Origin of the sequence: Sulfurimonas sp. HSL3-1, from assembly GCF_039645995.1 — a bacterium.
Lineage (GTDB): Bacteria > Campylobacterota > Campylobacteria > Campylobacterales > Sulfurimonadaceae > Thiomicrolovo > Thiomicrolovo diazotrophicus.
The window spans coordinates 2,123,087-2,146,089 of record NZ_CP147920.1 but is presented as its reverse complement, the minus strand read 5'-3'; the positions used below and the strand labels follow the sequence as shown (position 1 = coordinate 2,146,089).

General features: G+C 54.1%; 13 protein-coding genes, 2 tRNA genes and 2 rRNA genes. 14 read left to right on the top strand and 3 right to left on the bottom strand.

What is annotated here, in order from left to right:
- Positions 1 to 17: 17 nt before the first annotated feature.
- Positions 18 to 2,537, bottom strand: coding sequence for a DNA gyrase subunit A (gyrA, locus tag WCY31_RS10970; RefSeq protein ID WP_345969844.1), 2,520 nt, complete (start codon positions 2,535 to 2,537; stop codon positions 18 to 20).
- Positions 2,538 to 2,761: 224 nt separating this feature from the next.
- On the opposite strand from gyrA, the gene WCY31_RS10965 reads away from it, so the two are divergent.
- The 4 genes from WCY31_RS10965 (at position 2,762) to WCY31_RS10950 (ending at position 6,148) form a co-directional block, all read left to right on the top strand.
- The gene (locus WCY31_RS10965) at positions 2,762 to 4,066 is read left to right on the top strand and encodes an ammonium transporter (RefSeq protein ID WP_345972005.1); all 1,305 of its coding nucleotides are present in this window, start codon (positions 2,762 to 2,764) and stop codon (positions 4,064 to 4,066) included.
- Between the two features lie 67 nt (positions 4,067 to 4,133).
- Entirely contained in the window at positions 4,134 to 4,472 is a 339-nt protein-coding gene (locus WCY31_RS10960; protein WP_231018425.1) for a P-II family nitrogen regulator, read from the top strand.
- Positions 4,473 to 4,619: 147 nt separating this feature from the next.
- Positions 4,620 to 4,958 (top strand): P-II family nitrogen regulator, encoded by a 339-nt coding sequence (locus WCY31_RS10955; RefSeq protein WP_345969842.1) that lies wholly within the window; start codon positions 4,620 to 4,622, stop codon positions 4,956 to 4,958.
- A gap of 8 nt (positions 4,959 to 4,966) precedes the next feature.
- Positions 4,967 to 6,148 (top strand): ammonium transporter, encoded by a 1,182-nt coding sequence (locus WCY31_RS10950; RefSeq protein WP_345969841.1) that lies wholly within the window; start codon positions 4,967 to 4,969, stop codon positions 6,146 to 6,148.
- A gap of 285 nt (positions 6,149 to 6,433) precedes the next feature.
- On the opposite strand, the gene glmS is transcribed toward WCY31_RS10950, so the two are convergent.
- Positions 6,434 to 8,248: a glutamine--fructose-6-phosphate transaminase (isomerizing) gene (gene glmS / locus WCY31_RS10945; protein WP_345972400.1), complete on the bottom strand. Its 1,815-nt coding sequence runs from the start codon at positions 8,246 to 8,248 to the stop codon at positions 6,434 to 6,436.
- On the bottom strand, positions 8,248 to 10,764 hold the full coding sequence (locus WCY31_RS10940) for an HD domain-containing protein (protein WP_345972399.1): 2,517 nt from the start codon (positions 10,762 to 10,764) through the stop codon (positions 8,248 to 8,250). Before WCY31_RS10940 ends, glmS begins: the two co-directional genes overlap by 1 nt.
- Before the next feature lie 100 nt (positions 10,765 to 10,864).
- On the opposite strand from WCY31_RS10940, the gene mqnE reads away from it, so the two are divergent.
- The 10 genes from mqnE to WCY31_RS10890 all read left to right on the top strand — a co-directional run bounded on the left by mqnE (position 10,865) and on the right by WCY31_RS10890 (position 22,878).
- Entirely contained in the window at positions 10,865 to 11,914 is a 1,050-nt protein-coding gene (gene mqnE / locus WCY31_RS10935) for an aminofutalosine synthase MqnE (RefSeq protein WP_231019143.1), read from the top strand.
- 14 nt (positions 11,915 to 11,928) lie between these two features.
- Positions 11,929 to 12,498, top strand: coding sequence for an aminodeoxychorismate/anthranilate synthase component II (locus tag WCY31_RS10930; protein ID WP_345969837.1), 570 nt, complete (start codon positions 11,929 to 11,931; stop codon positions 12,496 to 12,498).
- A complete protein-coding gene (locus WCY31_RS10925; protein WP_345972398.1) occupies positions 12,495 to 13,688 on the top strand; it encodes a hypothetical protein in 1,194 nt (397 codons plus the stop codon). The genes WCY31_RS10930 and WCY31_RS10925 overlap by 4 nt, the downstream gene beginning before the upstream one ends.
- 85 nt (positions 13,689 to 13,773) lie before the next feature.
- Positions 13,774 to 15,093: an ATP citrate lyase citrate-binding domain-containing protein gene (locus WCY31_RS10920; RefSeq protein ID WP_345969835.1), complete on the top strand. Its 1,320-nt coding sequence runs from the start codon at positions 13,774 to 13,776 to the stop codon at positions 15,091 to 15,093.
- Between the two features lie 10 nt (positions 15,094 to 15,103).
- Positions 15,104 to 16,921 (top strand): citrate/2-methylcitrate synthase, encoded by a 1,818-nt coding sequence (locus WCY31_RS10915; RefSeq protein WP_345969834.1) that lies wholly within the window; start codon positions 15,104 to 15,106, stop codon positions 16,919 to 16,921.
- Between the two features lie 142 nt (positions 16,922 to 17,063).
- Entirely contained in the window at positions 17,064 to 17,675 is a 612-nt protein-coding gene (locus WCY31_RS10910; protein WP_345972397.1) for a type II secretion system protein, read from the top strand.
- 347 nt (positions 17,676 to 18,022) lie between these two features.
- A 16S ribosomal RNA gene (locus WCY31_RS10905) occupies positions 18,023 to 19,526 on the top strand.
- Positions 19,527 to 19,653: 127 nt separating this feature from the next.
- Positions 19,654 to 19,730: transfer RNA gene (locus tag WCY31_RS10900), tRNA-Ile, on the top strand.
- A 12-nt stretch (positions 19,731 to 19,742) separates the two neighbouring features.
- Positions 19,743 to 19,818: transfer RNA gene (locus WCY31_RS10895), tRNA-Ala, on the top strand.
- A gap of 193 nt (positions 19,819 to 20,011) precedes the next feature.
- Positions 20,012 to 22,878 (top strand): 23S ribosomal RNA (locus WCY31_RS10890).
- Together the 16S and 23S rRNA genes with 2 tRNA genes alongside form the textbook arrangement of a ribosomal RNA operon.
- Positions 22,879 to 23,003: the final 125 nt, after the last annotated feature.

Below are 23,003 nucleotides of genomic sequence, written 5' to 3'. Positions count from 1 at the left end.
CTTACTACCTTGTAAAATTATTCTAAATCAAAAGATTGCTGTTCGGGCTCGATCTGGACACTCTCCGATCCGCCCTCTTCACCGTCATCCTCTTCGTCGGTCACGGGCTCTTTTTTCGGACAGCGGGAGATGCTGACGACATCATCGCCCTTGACGATGTAGACGCCGCTCGTATTACGGCTCGATTTGGAGATGCTCTCCATATCGACGCGGATCATCTTGCCGGCTTTGGTCAGCGCCATCATGTCCATATTTTCGTTAACGATCACACAACCGACGACATGCTGGCCGGTCTTGGCATTGAGTTTCATGGCGATGACCCCGCTGCCGGCGCGGTTGGTCAGGCGGTATTCGCCCGCCGTCGTGCGCTTGCCGATCCCCTTCTCGCTGACGGTGAGGATCTCCTGCTCGTCACTGTCGATGATGTTCGCGTCGACGACACGGTCGCCGTCATGCTTGAACTTGATACCGCGTACCCCGCGGGTACTGCGGCCCTGATCGCGGGTCTTGTCGATCTCGAACTTGATGCACTGCGCGTACTTGGTCAGGATGAAGAGGTACTTCGTCTCCGTCGTGGCGATCTTCGCCGTAATGAGCGTATCCTCGTCGTCGAGGACGATGGCGCGCACCCCGTTGCTGCGGATGTTGGAGAATTCGCTGAGGTTGGTACGCTTGACGATACCGTTCTCGGTAAAGAAGACCAGGGATTTCTCCTCGCTGAAGTCCTCCGTCGGGATGATCGACTGGATCTTTTCGTCCGGTTGGAGCTGGATCAGGTTGACGACCGCTTTGCCTTTGGCGGTACGGGAGCCCTCCGGAATGCGGTAGACCTTCAGCCAGTGCAGCTGCCCGCGGTCGGTGACGAACATCAGCGTATCGTGGGTGTTGCAGGTGAAGAAGCTTTCGATGAAGTCATCCTCGTAAGTCGTGACGGCGGTCTTGCCTTTGCCGCCGCGGCGCTGTTTCTCATAGTTCACCAGCGGCACGCGTTTGATGTAGCCGCGGTGGGTGATGGTAACGACCATCGGCTCGTTCGGGATCAGGTCCTCGATATCGATATCGTCGTAGTCGTCTTCGATGTCCGTACGGCGCGGATCGTCGTAGACCTCCATCACCTCGTTGAACTCCTCTTTGATGATGCCGCGGAGCACATCTTCGCTGCGCAGAACGCTCTCGAGATACTCGATGAGTTCAAGCAGCTCTTTGAGTTCGTTCTCGATCTTTTCACGCTCAAGCCCGGTCAGCTTCTGCAGGCGCATATCGAGGATCGCCTGGGCCTGGACCGGGCTGAAATCGAACTCGGAAATAAGCCCCTCTTTGGCGCTTTCGGTGTCTTTGCTGGCGCGGATCAGCTTGATGATCGCATCGATGTGGTCCAGCGCCTTCTTCAGACCTTCGAGAATGTGCGCACGCGCCTTAGCCTTTTCAAGGTCGAAGATCGTACGGCGGATAATGACCGTTTTGCGGTGGTTGATAAAGTGGTTCAACATCTCCAGGATCGGGAAAACGCGCGGTTCCTGGTTGAGGATGGAGAGCATGATGATCCCGAAGGTCGTCTGCATATTGGTCGATTTGAAAAGGTTGTTGAGGACGATCTCGCTCATCGCGTCGCGTTTGAGCTCGATGACGACACGGATACCTTCGCGGTCGGATTCGTCGCGGATCTCGCTGATCCCCTCGATCTGCTTGTCCTTCACAAGGTTGGCAATGCTTTCGATCAGGCGCGCCTTGTTGACCATGTAGGGGAGTTCATCGATGACGATGATCTCTTTTTTGCGGGTCTGCTCGATATGGGTCTTCGCACGGACCTTGATGCGGCCGCGGCCGGTTTCATAGGCGTCGATGATCCCTTTTTTGCCGAAAATCGTACCGCCGGTTGGGAAGTCCGGAGCCTTGATGTAGTGCATGATGTCCGGCAGGGTCGCTTTGGGGTTATCGACAAGGTGCACGAGGGCCGACAGGACCTCTTTGGGGTTGTGCGGCGGGATGTTGGTGGCCATACCGACGGCGATACCGGATGAACCGTTGATCAGCAGGTTCGGGACGCGGGTCGGCAGGATTTCGGGCTCCTGGGTCGTCGCGTCGTAGTTGTCGATCATATTGACGGTCTCTTTGTCGAGGTCCTTGAGAAGCTCCCCGGCGTATTTGGTCATACGCGCTTCGGTATAACGCATCGCCGCCGCGTTGTCGCCGTCGATGGAACCGAAGTTCCCCTGGCCGTCGACCAGGGTCATACGCATGGAGAAGGGTTGGGCCATCCGGACCAGGGCATCGTAAACCGCCGTATCACCGTGGGGATGGTACTGACCGATAACGTCCCCGACAATACGGGCGGATTTCTTGTATTTCGCCCCTGCGGAGAGATTGAGTTTGTCCATCGCGTAGAGGATACGGCGGTGAACCGGCTTGAGACCGTCGCGTACGTCCGGGAGCGCACGGCCGATGATGACACTCATGGAGTAGTCGAGGTAGCTGCTCTGCAGACTCTCTTCAATATTGATATTTTCGATTTCGCTGTTATCCAACGGTTCGCTCATGGCTTGTCCCACCTCGCACAGGAGCCCGCAGGCCCCATGTTCTAAGATTTTTGGCGCTTATATTAACCTATATATACTTAAACACGACGGGGGCGCTGGGGATGGACGACGGAAAGAGAAGGGTGCCTAAAAATTAAACAATCTTATAGAGCAGATTACCGACAAAATTGTATACCATTTTCATGAAACTTCCGCAGTCAAGGCTGCGAAAAAAGGATTAACCAATGAAGAAGTGGCTTTTGTCCATGATGATGCTTCTGCCGACGCTGGCGCTGGCAGAGGATACGCTCGATACAGGTGATACGGCCTGGATGATGGTGTCAACAGCGTTCGTACTGCTGATGACGCCGGCAGGTCTGGCACTCTTTTACGCCGGGATGACGCGTACAAAGAATGTACTTAATACCTATGCAATGGTAATGGGTGCGTTCGTGGTAGCGTTTGTGGTCTGGGTCATTGCAGGCTACTCCATCGCCTTCGGCGCGAACGAGAGCGCGGCACTGCAGAACGTGTTCGGCGGCTTCGGGAACGTCTTCCTTTCCGGTATCAACTGGTCTGACCTTTCCGGCAGCTACCCGACCTTCGTCTTCATCGCGTTCCAGGGTACGTTTGCAGCGATCACCGTTGCGATCGCATCCGGTTCCGCGATCGAGCGTATGAAGTTCTCAACATGGATGCTCTTCGTTGTCCTGTGGGGCCTGGTGGTTTACGCACCGATCACGCACATGGTATGGGGCGGCGACGGTGCCTACCTCTTCGATGAGGGTGCCCTTGACTTCGCCGGCGGTACGGTTGTCCACATGAACGGCGGTCTGGCCGGTCTGGTCCTGGCAATCATGCTCGGCAAGCGCGCAGGCTATCCTAAGACAGCCATGAAACCGGCGAGCATTATCCTCACCGCTGCCGGTGCGGCGATCCTCTGGTTCGGCTGGTACGGCTTCAACGGCGGTTCCGCATTCGGTGCGAACGCTGTTGCAGGCCTGGCGGTTCTGACAACGACCATTGCTACGGCAGCTGCCGGTGTCACCTGGATGCTGATTGAATGGTTCATGTTCAAGAAACCGACCCTGCTCGGTGTCGCTTCCGGTATCGTTGCCGGTCTCGTCGCGATCACGCCGGCAGCCGGCTTCGTCGGTGTCGGCGGTGCCTTCATCGTCGGTATCGTCGGTGCACTCATCGGCTTCTTCGGTGTGGCGATCCTGAAAAAGAAACTGGGCTACGACGACAGCCTCGACGCGTTCGGTATCCACTTCCTCGCGGGTCTGTGGGGTGCGATCGCAACGGGTATCTTCGCTCTGAACGATCAGGACCTCCTCTGGGACGGTCCGCTCAAAGCAAGCGGCGACCGTATGGGTCAGCTCTTTGTGCAGTTCGAATCTGTCCTGATCGTCGGTCTGTGGACCCTGGTCGGTACGGTCATTGTCTACCTGATCTCCTCTGCGATCACCGGCGGTGCACGCGTTGACGAAGAGACAGAGACAATGGGTCTGGACGAATCCATCCACGGCGAGCGCGGGTTCAACCTCTAATTGAACGGCTCGGGAGCCTCGGCTTCCGAACAGTGTTACAATACAAAGCACAAAAAGGATTGTCAGAATGAAAAAAGTAGAAGCGATCATCAAGCCGTTCAAGCTTGAGGATGTGAAGGATGCACTGGCTGAGATCGGTATTACCGGTATGACGGTCAGCGAAGTCAAAGGGTACGGGCGCCAGAAAGGGCACAGCGAGCTCTACCGCGGTGCGGAGTACGTCGTTGACTTCCTGCCGAAAGTAAAAATGGAGATGGTCGTCGAAGCGGCATCGGTCGACCAGGTCGTCGATACGATCGTCGAAGCGGCCCGCACCGGCAAGATCGGTGACGGTAAGATCTTCATCAGCGATATCGAAAAAATTATCCGTATCCGTACCGGCGAATCCGGCTCCGAAGCGGTATAACCTTTTCCATCAGGGCAGAGCTTTCTGCCTTGATTTTGTACATCCGGTACCATTGTCAAGAGTTTGATGATTAATTAATAATCATTTGTCTAAAAAAAGATCATGGTTTTCTTGATAAGATTTCATTTAGTCTTATGAGGAGAATACATGAAAAAAATTGAAGCGATTATCAAACCGTTTCGTCTCGAAGAGGTAAAGGATGCACTGGCGCATATCGGTATTACCGGTATGACGGTGAGCGAAGTCAAAGGGTACGGGCGCCAGAAAGGGCACAGTGAGCTCTACCGCGGTGCGGAGTACGTTGTCGATTTCCTGCCGAAGATCAAAGTGGAGCTGGTCGTAGGCGACGAGCAGCTTGAGCAGGTACTTGACACGATTACAGAAGCGGCGCGTACCGGCAAGATCGGTGACGGCAAGATCTTTGTCAGCGGCATTGAAAAGGTGATTCGTATCCGTACGGGTGAAACCGGTTCCGAAGCGATCTAGGCATCGCGATGGAAAATTTCGGTTATATTGTCGACACACTCTTCGCCCTCTTTGCGATGACGCTGATCATCTTTATGGTGCCCGGCTTTGCCATGCTCGAAGCGGGGCTTGTCCGTACGAAAAACGTCACTTCCGTTCTCACCGTCAATACGATGATCTATGCTGTTGCATCGGTGATGTTCCTGCTCGTGGGCTACCAACTGGCCTTCGGCGGCTGGGAGAACAGCGGAATGAGCATCTATGCCGCCTTTTTGTTCCAGATGGCCTTCGTCGGAAAGACCGTCAATATCATGAGCGGCGGGGTGAGCGAGCGGGTGCGGATTCTGCCGATAGCCCTTTTTACCGTTCTGATGGGAGGGTTTATCTATCCGCTCGTTGTCAACGTCTCCTGGGGCGCGGATCTGCTGGCCGGGACCGTGCTGGATCTGACGATGTACGACCTCGCCGGTTCGACCGTCATCCACTCGACGGGCGGCTGGGCGCTGCTGGCGGCTATCATGATCATGGGACCCCGTAAAGGGCGTTATAAAGACGGAAAGATCCATGTCATCCCGGCGTCGAACATCCCCCTGGTCGTGTTGGGTGCACTGTTGCTGTGGATCGGCTGGTTCGGTTTCAACGGCGGTTCCGTCGGTTCCATCGCGAGCAAAGAGAATGCGGATACCGTGGCTTTGACGATCATGAACACCAATACCGCCGGCCTGGCGGGGGCGCTGATCGCGGGGATCTTTATGTATCTGCGCTACCGCAAGTTCGATATCACGATGATCCTAAACGGTGCGCTGGGCGGGCTTGTTGCCATTACGGCTGGCCCTGATCTTTACGATATCCACACACCGATCATCATCGGTGCCGTCGGCGGCGCGCTGGTTGTCATTGCCGTCCCGCTGTTTGACAGGCTGAAACTGGATGACCCGGTCGGTGCCCTGTCGGTCCACCTGGTAAACGGCATCTGGGGAACCCTGGCCGTCGGCATCTTTGCCGCCGAGCCCGAAGCGGGGATCACCCTGCTTGGACAGCTCAAAGGGGTCGCAGTCGTTGCGGTGTTCGTTTTCACCGTGTCGTACGCGGCGATCTATATCATCAATAGATTCCTGCCGTTCCGTGCGGGAGACGATGAGCAGGTTGAAGGGCTTGACGTGACCGAATGCGGTCTTGAAGCCTATCCGGAGTTCAAACGGGCATTTTGATCTCTTTCCCGGGCAATAGCTTGGGAAGGCGATCCTTCCTTCTTGCACCTTAGGGTGTTCTCAACGAATACTTTTGTTTTAATTGTTCCCTTTCTTCTTTGTGCGCACAAAGAAGAAACCGAACCCGAAAGAAGAAAGTGCGAAAGGCTGTCGCTTTCGGGACATTCCACGCCCCGGTGATCCGGTTGACACGCTAAATACCGTTGCTGGCTTGACAGATGAAGCGGACAGTGACATGCTTCACTTAGCACTCGCCCCGGAGGAAGTCCCCTTGGGGGATAGCACTTATTCTACGGTCACGCTTTTCGCGAGGTTTCTCGGCATATCGACGTCGTTGCCGAGGCGGATGGCGATCTCCATGGAGAGCAGCTGCAGGACGACCATCGTTTCAAAGAATTCGAGCATATAGTGGTCATGCGCGGCGATGGGGATGAAATCGTCCGCCTTTTCAAAGGGGACATCGCTGATGGCGCAGATGGTGGCATCGCGGGCACTCAGCTCTTCGACGTTGCTCTTCGTTTTGTCATAGAGCAGGTTCTTCGGCATCAGGGCAATCGTAAAGAGTTCCGGGTCGGCCAGGGCGATGGGGCCGTGTTTCATTTCACCGCTGGGGTACCCTTCGGCATGGAGATAGCTGATCTCCTTGAGCTTGAGCGCACCCTCGAGGGCGAGGGGGAAGAAGATGTCCCGCCCGATAAAGAAGAAGCCGTGACCGTGCAGATAACGCTTGGAGAGACGGCGGATACGTTCGTGCAGGTCGTCGTGGACCCGGACGACGGCCGGCACTTCGCGCAGCAGACCGATCTGCTTCCGCAGGGTTTCGGCATCGATCGTGTCTTTGGTCTGGGCGACATAGAGGGAGAACATCCAGAGTACCGCCATCTGCGTCGCGAAGGCTTTGGTGGAGGCGACCCCCTTTTCGATCCCGGCGCGGGTGAGAATGGCGGCGTCCGCCTCGCGGACCATGGAGGAGTTGTCGACGTTGCAGACGACAAGGGTCTTCAGCCCTGCAGCCTTGGCCATCTTGAGCGTCTCCAGGGTATCGGCGGTCTCACCGCTTTGGCTGATAACGACGAAGAGCGTGTCGGTGCAGAGCAGGGGCTCTTTGTAGCGCAGTTCGCTGGCGATCTCGACGGAGGTACGGATCTTTCCGAGGCGTTCGAAGAGGTAGCTTGAAGCGAGGGCGGCATGGTAACTCGTCCCGCAGGCGCAGAGTTTGATCTCGTTGATCCCCTCAAGCAGGGATGGGTTGAGTTCGTCGAAGAGGATCGCGTCCTCCGCGAGCCGGCCGATCAGAGTATCGGAGAGCACTTCGCTCTGTTCGTAGATCTCCTTTTCCATGAAGAACCGGAATCCCTCTTTCTGCGCGGAGAGCTTCGACTCCGGCAGCGAGGCAAAGTGCGGTACGACCGCAGCGGCATGCGCATCTTCGAGATGGATCCCCGTGCGCGACACGAATCCAAGCTGGCCGTCTTCGAGGTAGATGACACGGTGGCATTTGCCGATCAGTGCCGCATCGGAGGAGCCGAAGAACTTCTCATCGCTCTCGTTCACGCCGACGATCATCGGGGAGCCGTGCTTTGCAAAAAAGATCGTTTCAGGCATCTGCTTGGTGACGAGCAGGATCGCGTATGCTCCTTTGAGGCGGCTCACGGTTTCGCGGAAGGCATCGAAAGGCTTCAGCCCGCCGTTCAACAGGGATTCGAAAAGGTGGACGATCACTTCCGTGTCGGTCTGGCTCAGAAAATGGGCACCTTCTGAGATCAGGGCGTTCTTGAGTTCCTGATAGTTCTCGATGATGCCGTTGTGCACAACGTAAGAGGCGTCGCCCAGGTGGGGATGGGCATTGATCTCTGTCGGCTTTCCGTGGGTCGCCCAGCGGGTATGTCCTATGCCCGCGGCAAAACCGCTGGTTGTGAAGTCTGCCGTTTTTGCTTCGAGGTTGGCGAGCTTACCGACCGCTTTGAAGTAGGAGAACTCCTCCGCCTGCAGGACGGCGATCCCCGCGGAGTCGTAGCCGCGGTATTCGAGCTCTTTGAGGCCGTCGAGCAGGATCGCTTTCGTATCGTGTTTTCCGAGGTAGCCGACGATGCCGCACATTATGCTTTTCCTTTACAGAGCAGGGGGATTAATCGGTCCGCATTATTGCACATCTGCGGTGTCTTCTCGATTAAGAAATGGTCGCGGGCACGACGCTTCGTCGTATGGATTTTGGCCGTGACAATCTGCATATCCAGGGCATCGAGGCACTGGATGATAAAGGCCAGTAGCCCGCGCTGGTTTGCCGTATGGACGGCGAGTTCGGCGAGGCTCTTGGAGTGTTCGCAGTCGATGGTGATCTGGTCGGGTTTGATGTCGGGCGCTTCGAGAGAGACGCTCTTTTGCATATCGAAGGACTCCTCGACGACCTCCCGGATGCTTTCGTACATATCCGGTGTCGGCGTCTGAAGGAAGTCGATTTTGAAATACTTGACATCGTCAAAGAGGGTAAAGACCTCCATCGAGACGACATCGAGGTAGCCGAGCCGTCCCAGCAGGTAGGTGAGGTTCAGGGGGATCTTCCGGAGGATCTCGATGCTCAGCCCCGTGCTGAAATCCAGGGCATACTGGTAGGTCTTGACTTCGCGGGCGCGCTGCGCGATCTGCAGGATCTCCTCCGGGCTGTGAAGGGAGAAGAAGATATTCGATTCAACGGAGAGTATCTTTTTCTGCAACAGGCGGGGGAGGGCCTTGAAGGTGTCGAGGCGCTGGATGCGTTGCTCGACTTTGAGGCGGCGTGCGGCGTCGGTGATCCGCTCTTTCTCCTGGGCGACCTCCAGGGAAGAGTGGTAGAGCTCGTTGAGCAGTTTCGCATTGAACGCATTGTACGTCCCGGGGCCGACGCCGCTCATATCGGCATAAGTGAGAATGTAGAGCAGGGTCAGCAGCCGCGGCGTTTTGATGATCGACATGAATTTGTAGAGTGTCTTTTCGCTGTGGATATTGTGCCGCTGGGCAATGATGCTCATCAGGATGTGATGGCGCACGAGCAGAGCGGCGTCATCGGTGATGTCAGCACTGAAGCCCATCTTCTGCATGACCGGGCGGATCAGTTTGACACCGACCTCGCTGTGGTCGAGTTTCCGTCCCTTGCCCGCGTCGTGCAGGAGGACGATGATCTTGAGCATGGTCCTGTCTTCAAGGCTGATCGTGTCATAGAGGGCCTTGACATCGGGATCATCGATGGATTCAAAGGCCTTGACGCACTGGATGGAGTGCAGGCCGACGGGGTAGTGGTGGTAGCCGTCGAACTGCGGCAGGAAGAGTGCCTTTTTCAGCGCGGGGATCAGCTCCGCGAGGACGCCGGCGTCATAAAAGAGGCGGAGAAAACCGTAGGTGTGTTCACGTTCGAAGAGCTTGCGGAGCAGCTGTTTGACGGTTTTGCTCCGGGGGTGCGGCACGGTGGTATAGGTAAACTGGCTGACAAAGCTGTCGTCAAAACAGTAGGGACGGTCATCGAGGTTGATCAGGATGTTCAGCAGGGATTCGATCGGCTGTGCCTTGAGGTGGAAGGAGGCGAGTACTTTGTCTTCAGAGACAAAGACACCGCGATGCACCCATTGGCCCCGCAGTGCAGGCAGACGTGAGGCGTCGTAAAACATCGGCCGGATCATTTTGGTCACGAAGATGCTGCTGAAGTTGTGGATCCGCCACATCGCTTCGATCACCTGGGTCGCGAGTTTCATATCGTCGGAAAAGCCCAGCATCTTCCGCACCTTGGGCAGATACTCCAAGTTGAGCTGGTCGTTCTGTTTGCCGGAGGCGAGGTGCAGGGCGCTGCGCACCCGGAAGATCAGCTCCAGCGCAATCCGGTAGGCGCGGTAGGACTCCTCGGTGAAAATCGTGCCGTCGAGCTCCTTGAGGTTGGTGACGTCATAGCGGGTTTTGGCGACCCAGTAGAGCAGCTGGGAATCCCGCATTCCGCCGACGCCCTCTTTGATGTTGGGCTGCATGGAGACGGGGTATTTCGCCTGGCGCGTTTCTGCTTCGGCGAGCTTGGCCTCGATGAAGCGGCGCGGTTCATAGCGGCGGATACGTCCGAGCTCCCGCTGGGTGGAGTGCCAGGTGAAGTTGGAACCGACGATAAAACGGGCCTCCATCATCGCCGTCCGGATGGTAATGTCCTCGTCGGCGGCATCGAAAAGTTCGGAGACCTTGTGGACCCGGTGGCCGAGTTTCAGTCCGGCATCCCAGGCCAGGTAGAGGAACTTCTCGATGATCGCCTCGGTATTGTAGCCGTCCAGGGGGACGTAGACGATCATCAGGTCGATGTCACTGTAGACGGAGAGCTGTTCGCGCCCGTAGCTGCCCAGGGCCATCAGGGAGATGGGGATGGCGTTGCGCATCGGCAGATAGTTGCCGAACATCCGCCGAAGCACCGTTTTGTACATTTGGGTGATGAACTGGTCGAGGGCTTTGGTATGGCGGACAAGGAAATCTTTCCCCTGGGTTTGTGCGAAGAGGTCGGGCAGGGAATCGAGGTACACGCTGATCGCCTGTTTGAACCGTTTCGAAATCTCGAAATCGCTGGCGTTCGTCTCGATAAGGGTCTCGATATCTTCTACAAGTGTCTGCAAGGGGGCTTTTCCTCTGATGAATTCTTATTATTATAGTGCTTTTAGCCTTTGGAGGTGCTCATCTGGCTATAATGCGCGAAAAGAAAAGCAGAGAGAAAGCATGACGAAAATTGCAAACCGCCGCATCGGTTTCGAAGAGGCGCTGGCACTGTACGACGAAGATCTTTTCAGCCTCGGCGAAAGCGCGGATGCACTGCGGCGCGAGCTGCACGGCGACAAGACCTACTTCAATATCAACCGTCATATCAATCCGACTAATGTCTGTAAGGATGTCTGCAAATTCTGCGCCTATAGTGCCAGTCGCAAAAACCCCAACCCCTATACGATGAGCCACGAAGAGATTCTCGGGATTGTCGATGAGATCGTTTCGCGTGATATCAAAGAGGTGCACATCGTCTCGGCCCACAACCCCGAAACGGGACTGCAGTGGTATCTTGATGTCTTCCGCAAGATCAAGGAGAAATACCCGCAGCTGCACGTCAAGGCACTGACGGCGGCGGAGGTGCATTTCCTCGCCGAGGAGTACGGCAAAAGTTACGACGAGATCCTCGACCTGATGGTCGAAAACGGGGTTGACTCGATGCCCGGCGGCGGGGCGGAGATCTTTGACGAAGGGGTCCGCGACTATATCTGCAAGGGGAAAGTCACCTCCGAACAGTGGCTCGAGATCCACCGCAAATGGCACCAGCGGGGCAAAAAGAGCAATGTAACGATGCTTTTCGGCCACGTCGAGGAGCGCAAACACCGCATCGACCACATGATGCGCATCCGCGATCTGCAGGACGAAACCGGCGGATTCAACTGCTTTATCCCGCTCGTGTACCAGTCCGAGAACAACTTCCTCAATGTCAAGGAGTTCATCACGGCTAACGAGATCCTCAAGACGATGGCGATCAGCCGTATCGTGCTCGACAACGTTCCCAATCTCAAAGCCTACTGGGTGACCTCGACGGTGAACCTGGCCCTGGTAGCGCAGGAGTTCGGCGCGAACGATCTTGACGGTACGATCGAGAAAGAGTCCATCAACTCCGCCGCTGGCGCCAAAAGCGCCAACGGCGTCGATCTCGAGGAGTTTGTGCACCTGATTAAAGAGAGCGGGTTCACCCCTGTCGAGCGCGACAGCCTCTATAACGAACTGAAAGTCTGGTAAGGTATAATCAGCCCATGGTATTAATGATCGACAACTATGACAGTTTTACGTACAACATCGTGCAATACTGCCTCGAGCTCGGCGCAGACCTGAAGGTCATCCGAAACGACGAGATGACGGTGGAAGAGATCGCGGCGCTGCAGCCGGAGAAGATCATCATCTCCCCGGGGCCGGCGACGCCGGACGAAGCGGGGGTAAGCCTCGCCGTCATCGACCGTTTCAAGGATGAGGTGCCGATCCTCGGTATCTGCCTGGGGCATCAGAGCATTGCCCAGGTCTTCGGCGGCAAAGTCGTGCGGGCGGGGAAGATGATGCACGGCAAGACGTCGGTGATGGAGTGCGAACCCGGATGTGCGATCTTCAAGCATCTGCCGGAGTACTTCACGGCTACCCGTTACCACTCGCTGATCGTTGAAAAAGCGGGACTGCCAGAGTCGATTGAACCGATGGCCTATAGCCAGGACGATCGTGAGATCATGGCCCTGCAGATCAAAGACAAGCCGATCTACGGCGTACAGTTCCACCCCGAATCGATCATGAGCGAGTTCGGGCACGAGATTCTGGACAACTTCCTCAAACTATGACCCCTCGTCTGGCGCTCTTTCTCCTGCTCGGGATCGATGCCGCCATTCTCCTGTTTGAAGCCTCCTCCCTCTCACTGACCTTCCACGGAGCCAGGCTCCTGTATGATTATGAGCCTTCCGTCATGACGCGGATCATTCAAGCCTCGATTGCGCTGTTCGGGCAGAACGACGTGGCGCTGCGCCTGCCGATGATCGTGATGAACCTTATCAGTGCGCTGCTGCTCTACAACGTGGCGAAACCCTACGGCAGACATGCCCGGGAACGTGTCTGGCTCGTGGCGGTTTTTCTGCTGCTGCCGGGGGTGATCAGCTCTTCACTCCTGGTGGACGAGGCCGCACTGGTGACACTCGGACTTTTCCTCTACCTCTTCCTGGAGCAGCGGTTCGGCAGGCGGGCAGACCTGCTGCTGCCGCTGCTGGCATTGATGGATGTCGCGTTTGCACTGCTGTTTATGGGATTGGCTGTACAGGCTTACAGGGAGCAGCGCTACCGCTACGTCGGTGCTTATCTGCTCCTCACCGTGGTCACGGTCTGGGTATTGGGCTTCAATACAGGAGGACTGCCGCAGAACCAGTTCCTTGATATGATGGGGCTCTATGCCGCGGTCTTTTCTCCTGTCGTTTTTGTCTACCTTGTTTACGTGCTTTACCGGCGTTACGTGACGGGGCAGGCTGACCTGCTCTGTTCTATTGCAGCGACGGCGCTGGTCCTTTCGCTGCTGCTCTCTTTCAGGCAACGGATCGAGATCGAACAGTTCGCGCCTTTCCTGATGGCGGCCCTGCCGCTGGGTATGCAGACCTTCTACCACTCCTACCGGGTGCGGCTGCGGCCTTTCCGCAAACGTTACCGCCTGCTGTTTACCCTTGCAACCGCGTTGCTTGTGATCAATGCGGGGGCTGTCTTTTTTAATAAAGCGGCCTACCTTTTCCTGGACGAGCCCTCCCGCTATTTTGCCTACCGCGCTCATGTCGCCAAGGAGCTGGCGGATGCCCTGAAGGCGCGGGATATCACCTGCGCAACCTTTCCGCATAACCGCTCCATGCAGCTGCGGGTACGGTTCTACGGTGTGGAGGAGTGCGAAGGGACGGTCGTCCGCTCCGAGCGCCTAGCAGACCCCCAAAATGTAACAATTCGTTACTATAATGTTCCAGTAGCTGTTTTTGGTGTTACAAATATACCCAAAAATTAATTCCACGATCCGCTGAGAAAGTCTCAAGCCGGGCTGGGAGATCATACGTGATATAATCCAGCCAAAAGATTTTCAAGGAGTTGAAATGGCTCAAAGAGCGATTCGTGAATACGACGGTAAAGCCATCTTTGCCCGCCACTGGGAAAAATATTTCAGCGGTTTTCACTATGGATTCAAATCGGTTCTTGTTACCAGCGGTGCGGAACTGAAAGCGAAAGCCGAGGAGCACGGTTTTGAGTGGTTGAAGCAGGAGCCGCTCGTAGCGAAACCGGATATGCTGTTCGGTAAGCGCGGTAAAAACGATCTCGTTCTCTTTAAGACGAACAAACCCGGTGATGTAACGCTGGATGACGCAGCGGCATGGATCGACGAGAAGATCTCCCATGACGTCACACTGCTTTCCGGCCAGCACGGCAGACTGACACACTTCGTCGTAGAGCCGTTCACTCCGCATACCCAGGAGCAGGAGTACTACATCTCTGCAACGACCGTCGGCGAAGACGACGTCCTGTACATGTCTGCAGAAGGCGGTATGGAAGTCGAAGAGGGATGGGACGAGAAAGTCAACGAAGTTCATATCCCGATCACGATGAGCGATGCGGACATGGAACACGCGGTCCGCGCCAACGTGCCTGCTGACATCCCGGCAGAGAACAAAGAGTCTTTCACCTCTTTTGCCATCGCTTTCTTCAAGTTCTACCGCGACCTGAACTTCGCCTACCTTGAAATCAACCCGATCGTTATGCTTAAAGACAACGATATGGCGATCCTCGACCTCGTCGCACGCCTCGATGACACAGCGGGCTTCATGATGGCGGATGCCTGGGGCGAGATCGAGTTCCCGACGGCATTCGGTATGGAAGACCAGTCTCCGGAAGAGAAAGCGATCGCGGAAGCGGATGCGAAATCCGGTGCATCCCTGAAACTGACGATCCTCAACCCGATGGGCCGCATCTGGACGATGGTCGCCGGGGGCGGTGCTTCTGTTGTGTATGCCGATACGATCGCAGACCTTTCCGGCGACGTCAAAGACCTGGCGAACTACGGCGAATACTCCGGTGGACCGACAACGGGCGAAACGAAGTTCTACGCCGATACGCTGCTTGACCTGATGACACGTCACAAAGATGCCCAGGGTCGTGACAAGATCCTTATCATCGGCGGTGCGATTGCGAACTTTACGGACGTTGCGAAGACCTTTACGGGTATCATCCAGTCTTTCGAAGAGTATGCTGAGAAGATGAAAGCGCACAATACGCGTATTTATGTACGTCGCGGCGGACCGAACTACGAAAAAGGTCTTAAAGATATTAAAGAAGCGGCGGACCGCCTCGGCCTGTCCATCGAAGTTTATGGGCCGGAAACACACGTCACTGATATCGTGCGTATGGCACTTGAGAAGTAAGGAGAGAAGAATGGGTGCACTGTTTACAAAAGACACACAGGCAATTTTCTGGAATAACAACAAAAGCGCGATCCAGCGTATGCTGGACTATGACTATGTTATCAACCGCGCTACACCTTCCGTCGCAGCGATCGTCGCTCCGACATCCGGAAACAAGTTCGAAAAGTTCTTCTACGGACCGGACGAGATCATGGTACCGCTTTACCGCTCCACTACAGAAGCGGCAGAAGCGCATCCGAACGCAGACGTTCTTCTGAACTTCGCCTCTTTCCGTACGGCGTACGACGTTACGATGGAAGCGATCGGTCTGAACGGTCAGTTCAAAACGATCATGGTCACCGCTGAAGGTATTCCTGAGCGTCTTGCCCGCGGTATGAACCAGGCGGCGCGTGACGCAGGTGTCACAGTTATCGGGCCGGCAACGGTCGGCGGTATCGCACCGGGCGCATTTAAGATCGCCAACGTCGGTGGTACGATCGAGAACATTATCAACTCCAAACTGCACCGTGCAGGTTCCTGCGGTCTGGTGACACGTTCCGGCGGTCTGTTCAATGAACTCTCCAACATCATCTCCATCAATGCCGACGGTATTGCAGAGGGTGTAGCGATCGGTGGTGACCGTTTCGTCGGTTCCGTCTTCATCGACAACCTCCTGCGTATGGAGAACAACCCGCAGGTCAAATATATGATCCTCCTCGGCGAAGTCGGCGGTACGGAAGAGTATAAAGTAATCGAAGCGGTTAAATCCGGCAAGATCAAGAAGCCGATCATCGCATGGTGTATCGGTACGATCGCGAAGCACTTCAGCTCCGGTGTCCAGTTCGGTCACGCTGGTGCTTCTGCAAATGCTGACGCTGAAACAGCTGCGGCGAAAAACAAAGCGATGGCGGAAGCCGGCATCTACGTACCGGAATCCTTCAACGACCTTCCGGCGAAGATCAACGAGGTGTACACGAAGCTTAAAGCTGAAGGCGTTATCGGTGAAATCGAAGAGCCTGCACTGCGCGAAGTGCCGAAAGTCCGCCGCGCAAAACAGTTTATCTGTACGATTTCCGACGACCGCGGCGAAGAAGCGACTTATGCCGGCCACCCGATCAGCTCTGTCGCAACACCGGATACCGGTTTCGGTATCGGCGACGTCATCTCCCTGCTGTGGTTCAAGAAACGCTACCCGAAATGGGCGACGGATTACATCGAAACGGTTATGAAAACCGTTGCGGACCACGGCCCGGCGGTTTCCGGTGCGCATAACTGTAAAGTCACTGCACGTGCCGGTAAAGACGTTATCTCGTCACTGGTTACAGGCCTTCTGACAATCGGACCGCGTTTCGGCGGTGCGATCGATGACGCGGCGCGTTACTTCAAGTATGCGAACGACAACGGTATGAGTCCGTCGGAATTCATCTCTTATATGAAAAAAGAAGGGAAGCCTATCTCCGGTATCGGTCACCGTATCAAATCTGTCCGCAACCCGGACCTGCGCGTTTCCGGTCTGAAGAAATTCGCGGCTGAGAACTTCCCGGCGACTCCGCTGCTTGACTTCGCCCTCGAAGTCGAGAAGCTGACAACGTCCAAGAAAGACAACCTGATCCTGAACGTCGACGGTACGATCGGTATCCTCATGGTCGACATGTGGCGTGCCCTCGGTTACTCCGAAGAAGAGATCGACGGCTTCATCGATGCGGGTGCCCTTAACGCCTTCTTCGTTGTCGGCCGCTCTATCGGCTTTATCGGTCACATCCTGGACGAAAAACGTCTCGGTATGCCGATGTACCGCCACCCGATGGACGACATTCTTTACAACGTCGAAAAAGCGGAAGAGCTCTAAAAAGCACCGTTCGACAAAATGTAATGCCCCGGGGAAGCGCAACGCGCGCTCCCCCGGATTTCTTCCCAGAATCTTCACCATCCCCGCTTCTGTTTTCTTATGTTATAATGACCTATCATACAAATTTGCGATAGGGTTTTCTATGAAAAAATCTGCATTCACAATGCTGGAACTTGTATTCGTTATCGTTGTCATCGGTATTCTTGCTGCCGTATTTATTCCGCGTTTTGAACGTGACAATGCGGGAGAAGCCGCTTATCAGATCGCGCGCCATATTCGTCTGGCACAGCACCATGCATTGGTGGAAGACAAATTCAGTACGACGGACAGCGACTGGTGGAAAGGAATGTGGGCCATTACATTTCGGACGACCAAAAACTGTTATGCCGTCTATAATAACCAGGACTACGCTACCGGGGGGACTCAGGCGGATCAAAACGAGTCTGCGGTTGACCCACTGACGCGTAAACGCCTTTATTCGGACATCAACTGTAATGAGAATACGGCTACAACGGACGATGTGCTACTGTGGAAGAAGTTCGGCGTTGACAGTCTGACACTGACGAATTGCGGAACGAACAATCAGATCCTGTTTGATCATTTAGGCAGACCATACGGGAGTGCAGGGAACCTTTTAGTAAACAACAATTGTGTGATAACACTGGGAACCAAAGATGGGCATAGTGCTGAGATCACAGTCTATAAAGAGACCGGTTTTGTCAAAGTGACGAAAATAGACGCTACAGGCCTGTAAATAGGGGCGCTTTTTCGGGCAAATTTTAGAAATTTCGCGAAATTCGAAAATTTGCGCAGAAACCTCTTGACATTGCTTTAGGAATCCCCTATAATTCCCGTCCACAAACGATGAGAGGCATCGAAAGAAGCCGATCTAGCGGTACTTCGGGTTGAAGATCGCGAGAGTTTGAGATCATTGAAAACTAAGCAAGTGGGATGGACAGACAAGGTCTGGAAGTCTTACTTAGATAAGACACAATACATAACCGTCTATAACTTTGGAGACAAAGTATAGACACTATACAGCCAATGATTTTATATCTTGGGCTGGATCAGTAATCGCTTCATTTATGGAGCGTCTTTTCAATTATGGAGAGTTTGATCCTGGCTCAGAGTGAACGCTGGCGGCGTGCTTAACACATGCAAGTCGAACGGTAACAGGGAGAAGCTTGCTTCTTTGCTGACGAGTGGCGCACGGGTGAGTAATGTATAGGTTACGTGCCCCTCAGTCTGGGATAGCCACTGGAAACGGTGATTAATACCGGATACTCCTGTTCGCAGGGAAAGGTTTTTCGCTGAGGGATCGGCCTATATTGTATCAGCTAGTTGGTGAGGTAAGAGCTCACCAAGGCGATGACACATAGCGGGTTTGAGAGGATGATCCGCCACACTGGTACTGAGACACGGACCAGACTCCTACGGGAGGCAGCAGTGAGGAATATTGCACAATGGGGGAAACCCTGATGCAGCAACGCCGCGTGGAGGATGACGCATTTCGGTGTGTAAACTCCTTTTATTAGGGAAGAAAATGACGGTACCTAATGAATAAGCTCCGGCTAACTCCGTGCCAGCAGCCGCGGTAATACGGAGGGAGCAAGCGTTACTCGGAATCACTGGGCGTAAAGGACGCGTAGGCGGGTTTTTAAGTCAGGTGTGAAATCCAATGGCTCAACCATTGAACTGCACTTGAAACTGGGAACCTAGAGTATGGAAGGGGCAGATGGAATTAGTGGTGTAGGGGTAAAATCCGTAGATATCACTAGGAATACCGAAAGCGAAGGCGATCTGCTGGGACATAACTGACGCTGAGGCGTGAAAGCGTGGGGAGCAAACAGGATTAGATACCCTGGTAGTCCACGCCCTAAACGATGAATGCTAGTCGTCGGGGCTCTTGTAGTTTCGGTGATGCACTTAACAGATTAAGCATTCCGCCTGGGGAGTACGGTCGCAAGATTAAAACTCAAAGGAATAGACGGGGACCCGCACAAGTGGTGGAGCATGTGGTTTAATTCGAAGATACACGAAGAACCTTACCTGGCCTTGACATTGATAGAATACTGTAGAGATACGGTAGTGCCAGTTTACTGGAGCTTGAAAACAGGTGCTGCACGGCTGTCGTCAGCTCGTGTCGTGAGATGTTGGGTTAAGTCCCGCAACGAGCGCAACCCTCGTCCTTAGTTGCCAGCAGTTCGGCTGGGCACTCTAAGGAGACTGCCTTCGCAAGGAGGAGGAAGGTGAGGACGACGTCAAGTCATCATGGCCCTTACGGCCAGGGCTACACACGTGCTACAATGGGACGTACAGAGAGTTGCGATACCGCGAGGTGGAGCCAATCTCATAAAGCGTCTCTCAGTTCGGATTGTACTCTGCAACTCGAGTGCATGAAGCTGGAATCACTAGTAATCGTAGATCAGCTAAGCTACGGTGAATACGTTCCCGGGTCTTGTACTCACCGCCCGTCACACCATGGGAGTTGATTTCACCCGAAATCGGGATGCCAAACTGGCTACCGCTTACGGTGGAATCAGCGACTGGGGTGAAGTCGTAACAAGGTAACCGTAGGAGAACCTGCGGTTGGATCACCTCCTTTCTAGAGTAACCGGGCCTCATTCGTTTGAGGGCCCGAAGAGAAAATCTCACATTTCAGATTGTGTCTGTCCGCTTACTTGCTTAGTTTTCAGTGATCTGTGTTCTATTGAATTAGAAATGCCGAGAAGGGGCCTATAGCTCAGCTGGTTAGAGTGCACCCCTGATAAGGGTGAGGTCGGAGGTTCAAGTCCTCCTAGGCCCACCAGGATCACTATGTGGGGAATTAGCTCAGCTGGGAGAGCGCCTGCTTTGCACGCAGGAGGTCAGCGGTTCGATCCCGCTATTCTCCACCACGGACGAAGCCTAATACGAGTACTTGATGAAGTATTCATATTAGACTTCTTAGTGTCTAAGAGTCTAAATCGTTCATTGAATTATCATTGTTAAAGTCAACAAATATTTATGAAGTAAAATTCATGAGTATTGCAACTACAATTAAATATTACAGTCTTATTCATATTGAGTAAGGCAGTAAGCGCTAATTAGAATAAAGATATTAAGAGCTATAGGTGGATGCCTAGGCTGGTAGAGGCGATGAAGGACGTACTAGGCTGCGATAAGCCTCGGGGAGCTGCCAAGAAGCTTTGATCCGGGGATTTCCGAATGGGGCAACCCGGCACGGTGCGAATCGTGTCACCCTTCGGGGGGCGAACCAAGGGAAGTGAAACATCTCAGTACCTTGAGGAAAAGAAATCAACCGAGATTCCCAGAGTAGCGGCGAGCGAAATGGGACTAGCCCTAAAGCGTGTAGTGTGTTAGCAGAATCCTTTGGAAAGAGGAGCCATAGAAGGTGATAGCCCTGTAAGCGAAAACTATCTACATGTTATTCGAGTAGGTCGGGACACGTGTTATCTTGACTGAACATGGGGGGACCACCCTCCAAGGCTAAATACTACTACCAGACCGATAGCGAACCAGTACCGTGAGGGAAAGGTGAAAAGAACCGTGGTGAACGGAGTGAAATAGAACCTGAAACCTATAGCTTACAATCATTCGGAGCCCCATTCTTTATGAGGGGTGACGGACTGCCTTTTGCATAATGAGCCTGCGAGTTGTGGTATCTGGCAAGGTTAAGCGAACGCGAAGCCGTAGCGAAAGCGAGTCTTAATAGGGCGATTAGTCAGATGCTGCAGACCCGAAACTGAGTGATCTATCCATGAGCAGGTTGAAGCCGGTGTAAGAGCCGGTGGAGGACCGAACCGATAGGCGTTGAAAAGCCTCCGGATGACTTGTGGATAGGGGTGAAAGGCCAATCAAACTCAGTGATAGCTGGTTCTCTCCGAAATATATTTAGGTATAGCCTCGAGTTATTAGCATACAGGGGTAGAGCACTGACAGGGCTAGGGCTGCTCACCGCGGTACCAAACCCTATCAAACTCCGAATACTGTATGCCTAACCTCGGGAGTCAGGCGGTGGGTGATAAAATCAATCGTCGAGAGGGGAACAACCCAGACTAGCAGCTAAGGTCCCTAAGTTACATCTAAGTGGAAAAGGATGTGGAGTTGCTGAAACAACCAGGAGGTTGGCTTAGAAGCAGCCATCCTTTAAAGAAAGCGTAACAGCTCACTGGTCTAGCGATTCTGCGCCGAAAATATAACGGGGCTAAGATGTACACCGAAGCTCTAGACTTAGTTTTACTAAGTGGTAGGAGAGCGTTCCATTCAGCGTTGAAGGTATACCGGCAAGGAGTGCTGGAGCGGATGGAAGTGAGCATGCAGGCATGAGTAGCGATAAAAGCAGTGAGAATCTGCTTCGCCGTAAACCCAAGGTTTCCTACGCGATGCTCGTCATCGTAGGGTTAGTCGGGACCTAAGTCGAGTCCGAAAGGGGTAGACGATGGCAAATCGGTTAATATTCCGATACCGACTGTAGAGCGTGATGGAAGGACGCATAGGGCTAAACGAGGTCACTGATGGAATAGTGGCTCGAAGGATGTAGGTTGTGAAGTAGGCAAATCCGCTTCACACTAGACCGAGATCTGACAGGCTGTCGACGCTCTTCGGAGCAGAAACAGAATCGTTGATGCCGTCGTGCCGAGAAAAGTTTCTAAGCATATCTACAGTCGCCCGTACCGTAAACCGACACAGGTGGGTGAGATGAGTATTCTAAGGCGCGTGGAAGAACCCTGGTTAAGGAACTCTGCAAACTAGCACCGTAACTTCGGAATAAGGTGTGCCCGTTGTATGTGAAACCCCTGCGGGTGGAGCAGAAGCGGGTCGCAGCAAAGAGTCCCTCCCGACTGTTTACCAAAAACACAGCACTCTGCCAACACGTAAGTGGATGTATAGGGTGTGACGCCTGCCCGGTGCTCGAATGTTAAAAGGATCCGTTAGCTTTGCGAAGCGGTGAATTGAAGCACGAGTAAACGGCGGCCGTAACTATAACGGTCCTAAGGTAGCGAAATTCCTTGTCGGTTAAATACCGACCTGCATGAATGGCGTAACGAGATGGGAGCTGTCTCAACCAGGGATCCAGTGAAATTGTAGTGGAGGTGAAAATTCCTCCTACCCGCGGAAAGACGGAAAGACCCCGTGCACCTTTACTATAGCTTGACACTGCTATTGGGATATTCATGTGCAGGATAGGTGGGAGCCGTTGATTATATGACGCCAGTTGTATATGAGGCACCCTTGAGATACCACCCTTGAATATTCTGATAGCTAACTGCGCAGAGTTATCCTCTGTCAGGACAATGTCTGGTGGGTAGTTTGACTGGGGCGGTCGCCTCCTAAAAAGTAACGGAGGCTTACAAAGGTTGGCTCAGATGGGTTGGAAATCCATCGCAGAGTATAATGGCATAAGCCAGCCTGACTGTGAGACGTACATGTCGAGCAGAGTCGAAAGACGGTCATAGTGATCCGGTGGTTCTGTGTGGAAGGGCCATCGCTCAAAGGATAAAAGGTACGCCGGGGATAACAGGCTGATCTCCCCCAAGAGCTCACATCGACGGGGAGGTTTGGCACCTCGATGTCGGCTCATCGCATCCTGGGGCTGGAGCAGGTCCCAAGGGTATGGCTGTTCGCCATTTAAAGCGGTACGCGAGCTGGGTTCAGAACGTCGTGAGACAGTTCGGTCCCTATCTTCCGTGGGCGTAGGAGAGTTGAGGAGAGCTGACCCTAGTACGAGAGGACCGGGTTGGACGAACCACTGGTGCACCGGTTGTCCTGCCAAGGGCACCGCCGGGTAGCTACGTTCGGATGTGATAACCGCTGAAAGCATCTAAGCGGGAAGCCAACTCCAAGATGAACTCTCCCTGAAGGACGCATGAAGACTACATGCTTGATAGGCTGGGTGTGTACGCAGAGCAATCTGTTTAGCTGACCAGTACTAATAGTCCGTTCGTCTTTTTTCCCTAAAATTAGTGTCTTACTGCCTTACTGAATATGAGAGGCTGTAATCAAAGTAGTTGCACCCGTTGACTTTAACAATCTTAATACCGACACAGTCGGATCTAAGCGCTCTCCGGAGCCTTTAGAT

What these genes read in the sequence shown, in the direction of transcription:
- mqnE (WP_231019143.1), top strand. Translation starts at nt 10,865, where the DNA reads ATGACGAAAATTGCAAACCGCCGCATCGGTTTCGAAGAGGCGCTGGCA.
- glmS (WP_345972400.1), bottom strand. Translation starts at nt 8,248, where the DNA reads ATGTGCGGCATCGTCGGCTACCTCGGAAAACACGATACGAAAGCGATC.
- WCY31_RS10915 (WP_345969834.1), top strand. Translation starts at nt 15,104, where the DNA reads ATGGGTGCACTGTTTACAAAAGACACACAGGCAATTTTCTGGAATAAC.
- WCY31_RS10965 (WP_345972005.1), top strand. Translation starts at nt 2,762, where the DNA reads ATGAAGAAGTGGCTTTTGTCCATGATGATGCTTCTGCCGACGCTGGCG.
- WCY31_RS10955 (WP_345969842.1), top strand. Translation starts at nt 4,620, where the DNA reads ATGAAAAAAATTGAAGCGATTATCAAACCGTTTCGTCTCGAAGAGGTA.
- WCY31_RS10950 (WP_345969841.1), top strand. Translation starts at nt 4,967, where the DNA reads ATGGAAAATTTCGGTTATATTGTCGACACACTCTTCGCCCTCTTTGCG.
- WCY31_RS10960 (WP_231018425.1), top strand. Translation starts at nt 4,134, where the DNA reads ATGAAAAAAGTAGAAGCGATCATCAAGCCGTTCAAGCTTGAGGATGTG.
- WCY31_RS10930 (WP_345969837.1), top strand. Translation starts at nt 11,929, where the DNA reads ATGGTATTAATGATCGACAACTATGACAGTTTTACGTACAACATCGTG.
- WCY31_RS10925 (WP_345972398.1), top strand. Translation starts at nt 12,495, where the DNA reads ATGACCCCTCGTCTGGCGCTCTTTCTCCTGCTCGGGATCGATGCCGCC.
- gyrA (WP_345969844.1), bottom strand. Translation starts at nt 2,537, where the DNA reads ATGAGCGAACCGTTGGATAACAGCGAAATCGAAAATATCAATATTGAA.
- WCY31_RS10920 (WP_345969835.1), top strand. Translation starts at nt 13,774, where the DNA reads ATGGCTCAAAGAGCGATTCGTGAATACGACGGTAAAGCCATCTTTGCC.
- WCY31_RS10910 (WP_345972397.1), top strand. Translation starts at nt 17,064, where the DNA reads ATGAAAAAATCTGCATTCACAATGCTGGAACTTGTATTCGTTATCGTT.